Below are 13,173 nucleotides of genomic sequence, written 5' to 3' on the forward strand. Positions count from 1 at the left end.
CTAAGCCGAACTTGGCCTCTGGGAAATTCGGATCGACTGTTTTCACCCCGGTAAACAGCAGAATCCTTCAGCCGGCTCCAGCCCCATGGAATCTGCCGACAGACGCCCTATACAACGCAGTGTCATGCGATTACGGCCGCTCTTTTGATACATCCTGCTTTGCCACTCGGGCATGCTGGATGTTCCCTATTCCAGTACGAGAAGTGACCCATGGCCTTGCTTTATAAAGCCGACCCGGTACGCGGCGAACAATGGAAGCGTTTATTCGCCGAGCACGCACCGGACATCGAATGGCGTGCCTGGCCGGACATCGGCGACCCGAAGGACATTCGCTACCTCGCCGCCTGGCAGGCGCCGGACGACCTCGAAACACTGCTACCAAACCTGGAAGTGCTGTTCGCCTTGTCGGCTGGGGTCGACCAGCTTGATCTTGATAGTTTGCCCACGTCCCTGCCGGTGGTCCGTTTACTTGACCCCGGCATCACCCAGGGTATGTGCGAGTACGCCAGCTTCGCCGTACTCAGCCTGCACCGGGACATGCTCCGTTATCGCCAGCAACAGATCGCGCGGTGCTGGCAGGCCCACTTGCTGAAACCGGCAGCCCAGCGTCGGGTCGGTGTCATGGGGCTTGGCATGCAGGCCCAGCAGATTCTGGCTACCTTGCAGACCTTCGGTTTTGCCTTATCGGGCTGGGCGCGCAGCGAACACAATATCGTTGGAGTGGATTGCTTTGCAGGTGACGAACAACTCCCGGCGTTCCTCGGCCAATGCGATATCGTGATCTGTGTCTTGCCATTGACCGAACAGACCAAAGGGATTCTCAACCGCCAGTTGTTCCACCATCTGCCCAAGGGGGCAGCCCTGGTCAACATGGGCCGCGGTGGGCACCTGATAGAAGAGGACCTGCTCGAGGCCCTGGCCAGCGGCCAACTCAGTGCTGCGGTGCTCGACGTCTTGCAACAGGAGCCAGCACCGCCAGAGCATCCGTTCTGGCAGCATCCGCAAATCTTGCTGACGCCGCATATCGCAGCGATGACCCAACCCGAAAGTGCCTTTGGCGTGTTGCTGGACAATATCCGGCGCCATCAACGCGGCGAATCGATGCTCGGCCAGATTGACCGCAAACGCCGTTATTGACCCGCGCTTTGTCCATGCATCTACGAAAAGCACCGACGAAAAAATCCGCTGATATTTGCTGCTGAGCCTGCTGTCGATTTGAGCAATAACTGCGGCGCGTGAAGCCGCAACTTATGCAATCTACCGAATCAATGTCCGCCTCTTGTCAGGCCTGGCGGCAGGTGAGATACCAACACTTTCAGCGGAGAAATCCGACCGGTCACCCTCCCTGTCCATGGAGATCTGTCATGTCCAACACGCAACGCCCCGTCTATACCTTTCGCCCCATGACGTCTGCCGATGTGGCAGCGGCCCATGCCTTGTCCGTGCAGTTGAAGTGGCCCCACCGCCTGGAAGACTGGGCCATGCTGCAGCGTGTCTCGCAGGGGTTTGTCGCGGAGGACGAAGGTCGCCTGATCGGTACGGCGTTCACCTGCCCGCAGGGTGATTACGCCACGATCGGCCTGGTGATCGTCAGCGATGAGTACCAGGGTCAGGGCATCGGCCGCAAATTGATGGAGCTGGCAATCCAAGCGTGCGGCTCGCAGACAGCCATGCTCAATGCGACGCTGGCCGGCGCGCCGCTTTATGTCAGCCAGGGATTCGTTGACTTTGGGCATATCCAACAACATCAAGGAACCGTATTGCCCCCGGCCCCCACGGACCTGCCATCCGATGAGCGCCTGCGCCGCCTGACCGAAGCAGATCGGAACGACGTGATCGAGCTCGCCAACGCCGGCAGCGGCCTGGACAGGCATGCCGTGCTCAACGATCTGTTCGAGAGTGTCGAAGACGTCGTGGGGATCGAGCGCGATGGTCAACTGCGTGCGTTCGCCCTTCTGCGTCCCTTCGGTCGTGGTCGTTCCATCGGTCCGGTCGTCGCAGAAAACCCAGAGCAGGCCAAGCACTTGATCGCGGTGCTGTTGACTCAAGTGTCGGATGCTTTTGTGCGTATGGACATACCGTCCGACAGCGGCCTGGGTCCTTGGCTGGAAGAAGCCGGACTGAAGCAGGTCGACACCGTCGCACAAATGGTTCGTGGGACCCCACCCCAGGCCAGCGGCGGCGTACACCAGTTTGCGCTGGTAACCCAGGCCATCGGCTGACGCCCCTTCATCACCGCTATACCAAACACTCTCCTGGAGAAACACCCTCATGCTAGAACTCACTGCCGTGCTGTTGGCCCATGCCAACGGCACTCCCGCGTCCACAGCGTTTACCAGCGGCTCATTAGGAGCCAACGATCCGTTCGACCGGCAGATTGCTTATGTCGGGACCGATGACATTGCTGCCGGCATCGTCCATGCGAGCGGGCAATTCAGCGTCGATGCATACCCCTACAGCGAAACGATTGTCGTCCACGCCGGACACGTCACCTTGCAGAGCCAGGATCACGTGCTCGAACTCAACCCGGGTGACAGCGCCGTGATTGCCCGTGGCACCTCGGTTCGGATCGAGGCACAACCTGGCTCGCTCTGGGCATTCTGTGCCGATACCCAGCCTGTTGAAGTCGGCCATATCGGGCTGACCGCTCTCCCTGCGCACACTCTGCTCTCCCCTTCGACGCCACCGAGTGAGGAATTTTTGCTGAGCCCGACACCGCAATGTCGTTCGAACAACCTGTTCGTCGAGGATGCGACCAACCTGCGTATTGGTATCTGGGATTCGACACCTTATATCCGTAAGGCGCGGCCACACACGATGCATGAACTGATGCACTTGCTTGAGGGCAGCATCGTTCTTCAGCTTGCGGATGGTACGGGTCTGGCGGTGAGTACTGGCGATACGGTGTTTGTGCCTAAGGGGGCTCCTTGCGCTTGGAAGAGCAGTGTCTATGTGCGTAAGGTCTATGTTTGTAAGTGATGTCTGGCGGGGCTTTTTTGGGTGTGAATATCCGTTATTTGGGTAACGGCTGCTGACGGTTCCGCTCTTACAGCGGGTCACTTTTGAAGAGCCCGGAAGCCGGCCCAGTCAAAAGTAACCAAAACGCCTCTGCCCCAGCACTTGGTGCCTCGCTTAGGCTCGGCATCCATGCCGAGGTGCCCACTGCGCAATGCCTGCGTTCGGCCAGCGTGGTTAACGGGGCGCCGAGATCAACGTCCTCCCCGAGGCGGCCTGGTAGCCGACCTGGTTCTCCCGGTCTTACACCCATCAGATCTGTGGGAGCAAAGCTTGCTCGCGATAGCGGTGGCTCAGTCAATGAAGAAGTTGGATGTGCTGGCCTCATCGCGAGCAAGCTCGCTCCCACAGTGATTTTGTGTTGGACATGAATTTGTGTTCACTGGAGATTGGATGTGGGAGCGAGCTTGCTCGCGATAGCGGTGTCATAGCCGATGAAGATGCAGGATGTGCTGTCCTCATCGCGAGCAAGCTCGCTCCCACAGGGGAAACGCGGTCCCACCAACAGCCAGGTCGGCTATCAGGCCGCCTCGCGTTGGACGTTGATCTCGGGCACACCGAGCCTAAGCGAGGTGCCGAGTGGTGGGGCAAAAGCGTTTTGGTTACTTTTGACTGGGCCGGCTTCCGGGCTCTTCAAAAGTGACCCGCCGTAAGGGCGGAACCCTAAGCCGCCGTTACCGCAGCAACGGATATACACACCGTTAAAAAACTCACAGAGTGCCCACTCCAATCAAAGCGCCATCGCAATAGCCTGCCCCACATCCTGAGTCGACCCCTGCCCCCCCAGATCAGGCGTAATCGGCCCCTCGGCAATCACCCGCTCGATAGCCCTGAGAATCCCATCATGAGCCGCACGATAACGCTCATCGCCATTACCCAAGAAGTCCAACATCAAAGCGCCAGACCAGATCATCGCAATCGGATTGGCAATATTGCGCCCATAGATATCCGGCGCCGAGCCATGAACCGGCTCAAACAACGAGGGAAAACGTCGCTCCGGATCGAGATTGGCCGAAGGCGCGATGCCAATGGTACCGGCGCAGGCAGGCCCCAGGTCGGACAGGATGTCGCCGAACAGATTCGACGCCACGACCACATCGAAACGATCGGGCTGAAGCACGAAACGCGCGCACAGGATGTCGATGTGTTGCTTGTCCCAGGTGACTTCGGGGTACTGCTGCGCCATGAGCGCCGTGCGTTCATCCCAGTACGGCATGCTGATGGAGATGCCGTTGGACTTGGTCGCTGCCGTCAGGCGTTTACGCGGCCGGGTTTGGGCCAAGTCGAAAGCGAACTTGAGAATGCGGTCCACGCCGCGGCGCGTGAACACCGATTCCTGCAGCACGAACTCATGCTCGGTGCCTTCGAACATCTTGCCGCCGATCGAGGAATACTCGCCCTCGGTGTTTTCGCGGATCACCACGAAATCGATGTCTCCGGGCTCGCGCCCGGCCAGCGGGCATGGCACGCCGGGAAACAGCCGCACCGGTCGGATGTTCACGTATTGGTCGAAGTCCCGACGAAACTTCAGTAGCGAACCCCACAGGGAAATGTGATCCGGCACCTTGTCCGGCCAGCCCACGGCACCAAAATAAATCGCATCGAAGTCCTTGAGCTGCGCGAACCAGTCGTCAGGCATCATCTGCCCGTGTTCCAGGTAGTAATCGCAGTGAGCCCAGTCGAGCACTTCGATGCTCAAATCCAATTGCCATTTCTTCGCGGCCTGCTCCAATACCCGCAGACCTTCCGGCAAGACTTCCTTACCGATACCGTCGCCGGCAATCGCGGCGATTCTGAATGGTTTGCTCATCAACCGTGCCTCCTCTCTTCAAACGCTGACCGGATCACAGCCCACCCATGTGGAAGGCTTTGACTTCAAGGAATTCGTCCAGGCCATATTTACTGCCTTCACGCCCCAGGCCCGATTGCTTGATACCGCCAAAGGGCGCGACGTCCATGGAAATGAGCCCGGTATTGAGACCGACCATGCCGAACTCCAGCGCCTCACCGAACCGCCATGAGCGGCGCAGATCCTGGGTGAAGAAATAAGCGGCCAAGCCATAAGGCGTTGCGTTGGCCCAGGCCAGCGCCTCTTCTTCAGTGCTAAAGCGCATCAGTGGCGCGACCGGACCGAAGGTTTCTTCGTTGGCCAGCAGCATCCCGGCATGGGTATCACCCAGCACTGTCGGCTGGACAAACTGGCTGTCGCCTTTGGGGATCTCACCACAGAGTAGACGAGCGCCCTGGCTCAACGCCTCGTCGATATGTCGAGCGACTTTATTGACCGCCGCCGCATTGATCAGCGGGCCTATGTTTACGCCGTCGTCCAGACCATCGCCGACCTTGAGTTTGCCCACCTCCTCCACCAGGCGTTCGGCGAAGCGCTCGTAGATCCCGTCCTGCACCAGAATCCGGTTGGCGCAGACGCAGGTCTGCCCGGCGTTGCGGAATTTGCTGAGCATGATGCCGGTCACGGCCTGCTCCAGGTCCGCGTCGTCGAACACGATGAACGGGGCGTTACCACCCAGCTCCAGGCTCAAGCGCTTGATGTGTTCGGCGCTCTGGCGCATCAGCAGACGACCGACCGCAGTGGACCCGGTGAAGGACAGTTTGCGCACTGTCGGGTTGCCGGTCAGTTCTTCCCCAATGCCTGCAGGCATGCCGGTGACGACGTTGAACACCCCGGCCGGAATGCCGACCCGTTCGGCCAGCACAGCCAGGGCCAGGGCCGACAGCGGGGTCAGGTCCGACGGTTTGACCACGATCGTACAACCGGCGGCCAGGGCTGGCGCGCACTTGCGGGTGATCATCGCGTTGGGGAAGTTCCACGGCGTGATCGCGGCGCAAACACCGACCGGTTGCTTGAGGGTCAGCAAGCGGCGATCACCGCTGGGGGCCTGGATGGTTTCGCCGTAGACCCGTCGGGCCTCTTCGGCAAACCATTTGACGAAGCTGGCACCGTAGCGAATTTCGCCCTGGGCTTCCGCCAGCGGCTTGCCCTGTTCACAGGTCAAGATCAACGCCAGGTCGTCGAGGTTGTCGATCATCGCCTGATACCAGCGATCCAGCAACGCCGCCCGCTCCGCCGCCGGACGTGCACGCCAGGCCGGCCAGGCACGGTCGGCGGCTTCGACGGCGCGCCGGGTTTCATTGCCTTGTATCGCCGGCACCCGGGCGAGTACCTCGCCAGTGGCCGGGTTGGTGATGTCCAAGGTGGCGGCATTGTCGGCGCCGACCCATTGACCGTCGATGTAAGCGAGTTCTACCAGCAGGCTGGGATCTTTCAGGCGATTCTTGAGCATGACGTCGAGTCCTGTTTTGAGACAGCCTTCAGTCTATTGTTTCGCCCTGGACGAGGATGCTGAAAACGCCGGCCCTACAGCCGTGAATGCTGAAAATCAGCCTTCGACGGCATGCTCTACTGTGGGTGAGGAATGATCGCCGTGAGCTTCGATCAGACGATGAAGCGCATGGGATTGCAGGCGTGGTGACGCAATGATCTATCAGGTAAACGGAACACTAGCTGTGCATCGAGCCCAGCAAGCCTTGCAAGAAGCGCTCGCCAGCGACCATCTGACTGATCTCGATGAACTCGTCAGGCTTGTGCGCCTGTTCTATCGAGCCTGGGCCGCAGACCACCACCGGCACATCCAGGCGTTGTTTGAACAACCCGCCTTCGGTGCCGAACGAGACTTTGGCTGTGCCGGTGTCCGGGGCGGCAAAATTTTTCAGGAACCGCACCGCTTCGACGCTCGGGTGGGTATCGAGGCCCGGGTAGACATTCAGAGTCTCGATCTCGATAGCGGCCACGCTGGAGAGCTTCTTGGCTTCGCGCACGATCAGTTCCGCCCGCTCGCGCATCTGCTCCAGGAACCCGTCCAGGTCGTCCGCCGGCAAGTTACGCACTTCGAAGTCCAGGGTGCACAAGTTAGGCACGATGTTCAGCGCCTTGCCGCCGACAATCTGGCCAACATGCACGGTGCTGTAGGGCACGTCGTAATCGCTATCCCGTGCGCCCTGCTCTTGCAACTGCTGCTGGCTCAGGCGCAGCGCGGCGATGAAATCGCAAGCCACATGAATCGCATTGACCGAGCGCGGCGCCAGGGAGGAATGCGCTTCCAACCCGCGACAGTACGTACGGTAAGAACCCTTGCCCTTGTGCCCGAGCACGAACTGCATATTGGTCGGCTCGCCGATGACGCACAGAAACGGGCGAACCGGTGCCAGGTGCAGCACATCGAGCAAACGACGCACGCCCACGCAACCGATCTCTTCGTCATGGGACAGTGCCAATTGCAATGGCCGGCGCAATGGCTGCTCGGTGGCATCGAGCATGGCGTCGATCGCCAGGGCGATAAAGCCCTTCATGTCGCAACTGCCGCGGCCATAGATCCGCCCGTCCTGCACCGTCGCCTCAAACGCCGGAAAGGTCCAGGCCTGCCCCGCCGCCGGCACCACGTCGGTATGCCCCGACAGCAAGATTCCCGGCACGTCCCGTGGCCCGGTGCTGGCAAACAGATTGGCTTTCTTGCCGCTTTCGTCTTTGACGATCAGTGACTCGATGCCCTTGGTCAGCAACAGATCGCGCACGTACTCGATCAAGGCCATGTTCGACTCTGAAGAGACAGTGTCGAAAGCCATCAACCGTTTGAGAATCTCCAATACACGGGGTTTCATGAGGCCTTGCTCCGTTGCTCGACTGAAGAGGAAAAACGCTTGATGTCGACCAGCCTGACAAAACGCCTGTTCATGCATACGCCGCCACGGTCACGTTAGTGGACTGCTGGGTCTTCATCAATTCGGCACTGTCGTGGTGGCAAAGGATTTCACTGCCGCCGACAATCATCCGACGCTCCGGTGCGACACAGTTGCACAGGCCGTCGACCCGCACCGGGCAGCGACTGAGGAAGGTGCACAGCCCGGGTACGTTGGCTTTCGGGCCGATGGACGGCAGCGTCTGGCAGGTCGTTGCCCCGCAGGTTTCCAGCCAGCCCTGGCGCAGTTCCGGTACGGAATGGATCAACAAGTCGGTATACGGATGGAACGGCGCCTCGGCATAGGATTGGCGGCTACCGGCCTGGATCTTGTGGCCGCTGTACATCACCACGATGTCGTCGCACAAGGCCCGCACGGTGGAGATGTCGTGGCTGATGAACAGATAGGACACCCCCAGTTGCTGGCGTAGATCGCGCAGCAGTTCGAGAATCGCCGCACCGACCACGGTATCCAGCGCCGAAGTCACCTCGTCGCAGAGAATCAGGTCCGGCTTGGCTGCCAGGGCTCGGGCCAGGTTGACCCGTTGCTTCTGCCCGCCGGACAGCTCGTTCGGACGTCGGTCCGCCATTGTGCGGGGCAAGCGAACGAGGTCGAGCAATTCGCCGATACGCTCGCGCAAAGCCGCGCCCTTGAGGCCGAAATACATCTTCAGTGGACGGCTGAGGATCGTGCTGACGCTGTGCATCGGGTTGAGGGCGGTGTCGGCATTCTGGAAGACCATTTGAATGCGTCGGAACTGCTCGTTCGTGCGCGACGACAGGCTGCCGCCCAGGGGGTGGCCATCGAACGTCAACCCGCCCAGGGCCGGCACCAACAATCCGGCCACCACCCGTGCCAGGGTCGATTTGCCAGAGCCCGATTCACCGATGACGCCGATGGCCTGGCCCCTGCGAACCGTCAGGTCAATGTCTTCCAGCACGCGAATGGCGGGCATGCCCTGGGCATCTTTATTGCCGTAGCCAGCGGTCAGCCCCTGGATGGTCAGCAATGGCGTGTCTTGGGCGATGTCGCTCGGCGGACGGATCGTCGTGTCCGGCCGCGCCGCCGCCAACAAGCTGCGGGTGTATTCGTGGGCTGGGCCCTTGAGCAACGGTGCCGTGGCGCTGTGTTCGAAGATTTCGCCGCCATTGAGCACCACGATCTGGTCAGCCATCTGCGCCACCACCGCCAGGTCGTGGGACACATATACGGCCGTGGCCCCACGCTCACGGACCACCCGTTTGAAGGCCCGCAGCACATCGATCTGGGTGGTCACATCCAAGGCCGTGGTCGGCTCGTCGAGCACCACCAGCAACGGATCGCTGATCAGCGCCATGGCCGCCATCACCCGTTGCAGTTGCCCGCCAGACACCTGATGAGGGTAGCGTTGGCCAATGCGCTCAGGGTCAGGCAAGGCCAGGTCGCGGAACAGCTCGATGGCCTTGGCCTCAAGCACGGCCCGGCTGCCCAGATCATGAATCAGCGCGCCCTCCACTACTTGATCGATCAGTTTTTTCGCCGGGTTGAACGCCGCTGCGGCGCTTTGGGCAATATAGGACACCCGATTGCCGCGCAACTTCTGCAATTGGCTTTCGCTCAGCGCCAGCATGTCATGCTCGCCGATTTGCACGACGCCGCCCGCCAGCCGACAACCGCGTCGGGCATAACCGAGCAGTGCCAGGGCAATGGTGGTCTTGCCGGAACCTGACTCGCCGATCAACGCCAACACTTCGCCCTTTTGCAGGGAGAAGCTGACGCCCTTGACGATGTCCACTTCACCGCGCTCGCCACAGGCGACCACTCGCAGGTCCTGTACTCGAATCAATTCGCTCATTTCAATGGCCTCCCGAACGTCGGCTACGTCGCGACGACAACCGGTCGATGAACAGATTCACGCCGATGGTCAGGGTGCCGATGGCCAAGGCCGGAATCACAATGGCCGGCGCGCCCTGATTGAGGCCACCGATGTTCTCGCGCACCAGTGAGCCCAGGTCGGCATCCGGTGGTTGCACGCCCAGTCCCAGGAAACTCATGCCACTGAGCAGCAGCACGATGAAACCAAAGCGCAGTCCCAAGTCCGCCAGCACCGGGTTGAGTATGTTCGGCAGGATTTCCACGCAAGCGATGTACAGCCGGCGCTCGCCACGAGTGCGGGCCACTTGCACGTACTCCAGCGCTTCGATGTTCACCGCCATGCTGCGGGCGATGCGGAAAGCTCCGGGGGTGTAGCTCAACACCGCCGTGCAGATCAGCAAGGTGACCGAGGAGCCGAAGGCCGAAACCATGATCAACGCCAGCATCTTGCTGGGGATCGAAATGAACGCATCCATCAGGCGACTGATCAGCTCATCCAGCCACTTTGGCGACACCACCGACAACAGTGCCAGACTGGTTCCCAGGGTGCTGGACAGCACCGCGGCCACCAACGCCAGGCCGACGGTGAAGCGTGCGCCGACAAGGATCCGGCTAAGCATGTCGCGGCCCAGGTAATCGGTGCCGAACGGGTACGTCGCGCTGAGGCTGTCGAAGACGTTGTCAGAGACCACCTCCCCCACTGGATGCGGCGCCAGCCACGGGCCGAAGATGGCCACCAGCAACCAGAGCACACACATCGCGGCGCCAACCAGGCCAAGCCAGGACTTGGCGTGGGCGTCTTTGCCCAGCCCCAGCGCAACGGCCGCCGTCGGGGACTTCACAATGAGGTTGTTCATTGGTTTCTCAGCCTCGGGTTGGAAAGAATCGCGCACAGGTCGGCAATCAACACCAACCCCAGGTACGCCGTACAAAACAACATGGTGCAGGCTTGAACCAGGGCCATGTCGCGGTTGGTCACGGCATCGACCATCAGGCTGGCGATGCCGGGGTAGTTGAAGATCGTTTCCACAATCACCACCCCGCCCAACAGGTAGGACAGGCTCAGGGCGATGGCATTGGCGATGGGGCCAATGGCATTGGGCAAGGCATGCCGAAGCACGATCCGGATATTGCTCACACCCTTGAGCCGGGCCATTTCCACGTAAGGGCTGTCGAGCTGATCGATCACCGCCGCCCGGGTCATGCGCGACATTTGCGCAACAATCACACAGCACAACGTCATCACCGGCAACGCGTAGGTGCGCATGAATTGCCAGGGTGAGGTGATGTCACTGGCGTAGGACAGTGCCGACAACCAGCCCAGGTTCACCGCGAATATCAACACCGCCAAGGTGGCGACCAGGAATTCCGGCACCGCCACCATGGTCAAGGTGAAAAAACTCAGGAAGCTGTCGATGCGCCCGCCTCGGCCCATCGCTGAACCGATACCCAGGGTCAACGCCACAGGCACCGACACCAACGCCGTGGCAGCCGCCAGCATCAAGGTGTTGGGGACCCGGCCGGCCATCAGATCGATGACCGGCATGGCGTTGGACATCGACATGCCCATGTCACCGCTGAGCAGGCTTGTCAGCCAGTGCAGGTAACGCAACACACCGGGCTGGTCCAAGCCCATTTTCATCCGCAGGGCCGCCACTTGTTCCGGCGTGGCGAACTGCCCCAGCGCCTGTTGCGCCGCGTCCCCCGGCAGCACCGCCGTGATGGCGAACACCACCATGGAGACAATCAACAAGGTCACGGCCGCCGCCCCGAGGCGGCGGCCGATCAACCAGAGTGTGTTGCTATTCATCATCCGACCCTCATGCAATATGGCCCAGACCCGACGCTCATCAGGCGTCCAGCCAGACTTGCTCGGCAAACATGTAGCCCATGAAACCGCCCAGAGGGTTGGCGCCATAGCCTTTGACGCGCTGATCGGCGCCGTCGATGTTGCTGATAAACACCGGTACGCCGATACCGCTGTGCTCATGCACCAGCACTTGCATGTCGGCGTACATCTTGCCGCGCTTGGCCTCGTCGGTTTCGCCCCGAGCCTGTATCAACAACTGGTCGAACTGTTCGTTTTTCCAACCGGATTCATTCCATGGTGCGGTCGACTGGAAAAACTGCGAGAACAGCATGTCGGCATTCGGGCGCGGGTTGATGTTGCCAAAACTCAGCGGGTGCTTGGCCCAGTGGTTGGACCAGTAGCCATCGCTCGGCAGGCGGTTGACGTTGAGTTTGAGCCCCGCCTCCTTGGCAGATTGCTGCAGCAACACCGCGACGTCCACCGAGCCGGTCGCCGCTGGCGAGCACATCAACGGCATGGTGATGTTTTCCATGCCAGCCTTCTTGAGCAGGAACTTGGCTTGTTCCGGATCGTAAGCCCGTTGTGGCAATTCGGCGTTGTAGAAGCGGGCACCGGGGGCGATCGGATGATCGTTGCCGACCCTGGCGTAGCCCCGGAAAATCGCCGACTTGATCTGCTCCCGGTCCAGCAGCAACTTCATGGCCTGGGTGAATTCCGGGCTTTTACCTGGCATCTGGTCCTGACGGATGATCAGGTCGGTGTAGTTGCCCGACGGTGAGTCAATGACCTGGTGCTTGGCGCTGGCCTTGATGCGGGTCGTCGAGCGTGGGTTGACCTCGTTGACGATGTGCACGTCCCCCGACAGCAGCGCGTTGATCCGTGACGACTCGTCGGCAATGCCGATGAATTCGATCTCGTCCAGGTACGGCAAGCCGGGTTTCCAGTAGTTGGTATTGCGCACACCAATGGAGCGCACCCCGGGCTTGAACTCCTTGACCTTGAACGGACCGGTACCGATGCCCTGGCTGAAATCGCTGGTGCCCTCGGGCACGATCAACATGTGCGAAACGGCCAGGATCGATGGCAGTTCGGCGTTGGGGCCGCTCAACTGTATCTGCACTTCGTGGGTGCCGACGGCTTTGACGTCGGCGAACTGCGACGCCAGCGGCAGGACCTTGGAACCGGTGATCGGGTCCTTGTGCCGCAGCAGCGAAAACACCACGTCGGCGGCGGTCAGTGCCTTGCCATTGTGGAAGGTCACTTCCTTGCGCAGGCTGATCACCCAAAGCGTGGCGTCAGTGGTTTCGATGCGCTCGGCCAGCTCCAGTTGCGGCACCATATGGCTGTCGAAACGCGTCAGCCCGTTATAGAACATGTAATGGCGCACATAGTCGGTGGACGATGAACCCTTGGCCGGGTCCAGGGTGTCAGCGGTGGAGCTGGTCGAGCCTGCGACGCGAATGCGACCACCAGGCTTGCCTTTGCCAGGGGTGGCGGCCTCTTCATCGGCGAACAGCTTGCCGGCGGCGCCGAACAGGCTACCCGCGCCCGCCACGGCCACACCGGCCAATCCCAGCATTTGCAATGCATTGCGGCGTGACATGCCGCGATTGAGCCCTTCAAAGATGCGCAGACTTTCCGTACCTGTTATCAGCTGGGTGTCGATACTGTTTTTTTTGTCAGTCATGTCAGTTCTACCTTTCGCAAGTGATAAGGCTCGATTGCTCGCAATTAACGCA

General features: G+C 60.7%; 10 protein-coding genes. 3 read left to right on the top strand and 7 right to left on the bottom strand.

The annotated features are described in order from the left end of the window. Positions 1–210 precede the first annotated feature (210 nt). The 3 genes from PSH84_RS18930 to PSH84_RS18940 all read left to right on the top strand — a co-directional run bounded on the left by PSH84_RS18930 (position 211) and on the right by PSH84_RS18940 (position 2,979). Positions 211–1,137 carry a 2-hydroxyacid dehydrogenase gene (locus PSH84_RS18930; protein WP_305481550.1) on the top strand — a complete coding sequence of 309 codons (927 nt, stop codon included), beginning with the start codon at positions 211–213 and terminating at the stop codon, positions 1,135–1,137. A 227-nt stretch (positions 1,138–1,364) separates the two neighbouring features. Further along, complete coding sequence (locus PSH84_RS18935) at positions 1,365–2,222, top strand: GNAT family N-acetyltransferase (RefSeq protein WP_305471099.1); 858 nt, start codon at positions 1,365–1,367, stop codon at positions 2,220–2,222. Between the two features lie 49 nt (positions 2,223–2,271). After that, positions 2,272–2,979, top strand: coding sequence for a cupin domain-containing protein (locus tag PSH84_RS18940; protein WP_305481551.1), 708 nt, complete (start codon positions 2,272–2,274; stop codon positions 2,977–2,979). Between the two features lie 766 nt (positions 2,980–3,745). Here PSH84_RS18940 and PSH84_RS18945 read toward each other — a convergent pair. The 7 genes from PSH84_RS18945 to PSH84_RS18975 form a co-directional block, all read right to left on the bottom strand. Then, complete coding sequence (locus PSH84_RS18945; RefSeq protein WP_305471101.1) at positions 3,746–4,825, bottom strand: tartrate dehydrogenase; 1,080 nt, start codon at positions 4,823–4,825, stop codon at positions 3,746–3,748. Positions 4,826–4,859: 34 nt separating this feature from the next. After that, on the bottom strand, positions 4,860–6,317 hold the full coding sequence (locus tag PSH84_RS18950) for an NAD-dependent succinate-semialdehyde dehydrogenase (RefSeq protein ID WP_305481552.1): 1,458 nt from the start codon (positions 6,315–6,317) through the stop codon (positions 4,860–4,862). Positions 6,318–6,534: 217 nt separating this feature from the next. Next, complete coding sequence (argE, locus tag PSH84_RS18955; protein ID WP_122564790.1) at positions 6,535–7,692, bottom strand: acetylornithine deacetylase; 1,158 nt, start codon at positions 7,690–7,692, stop codon at positions 6,535–6,537. 70 nt (positions 7,693–7,762) lie between these two features. Beyond that, entirely contained in the window at positions 7,763–9,604 is a 1,842-nt protein-coding gene (locus tag PSH84_RS18960) for an ABC transporter ATP-binding protein (protein WP_305481553.1), read from the bottom strand. A 1-nt stretch (position 9,605) separates the two neighbouring features. Beyond that, complete coding sequence (locus PSH84_RS18965; protein ID WP_122564792.1) at positions 9,606–10,481, bottom strand: ABC transporter permease; 876 nt, start codon at positions 10,479–10,481, stop codon at positions 9,606–9,608. Further along, complete coding sequence (locus PSH84_RS18970) at positions 10,478–11,434, bottom strand: ABC transporter permease (RefSeq protein WP_122564852.1); 957 nt, start codon at positions 11,432–11,434, stop codon at positions 10,478–10,480. Before PSH84_RS18970 ends, PSH84_RS18965 begins: the two co-directional genes overlap by 4 nt. 40 nt (positions 11,435–11,474) lie before the next feature. Continuing rightward, positions 11,475–13,121 (bottom strand): ABC transporter substrate-binding protein, encoded by a 1,647-nt coding sequence (locus PSH84_RS18975; RefSeq protein WP_122564793.1) that lies wholly within the window; start codon positions 13,119–13,121, stop codon positions 11,475–11,477. Positions 13,122–13,173: the final 52 nt, after the last annotated feature.

It is taken from the genome of Pseudomonas beijingensis, assembly GCF_030687295.1.
GTDB lineage: Bacteria > Pseudomonadota > Gammaproteobacteria > Pseudomonadales > Pseudomonadaceae > Aquipseudomonas > Aquipseudomonas beijingensis.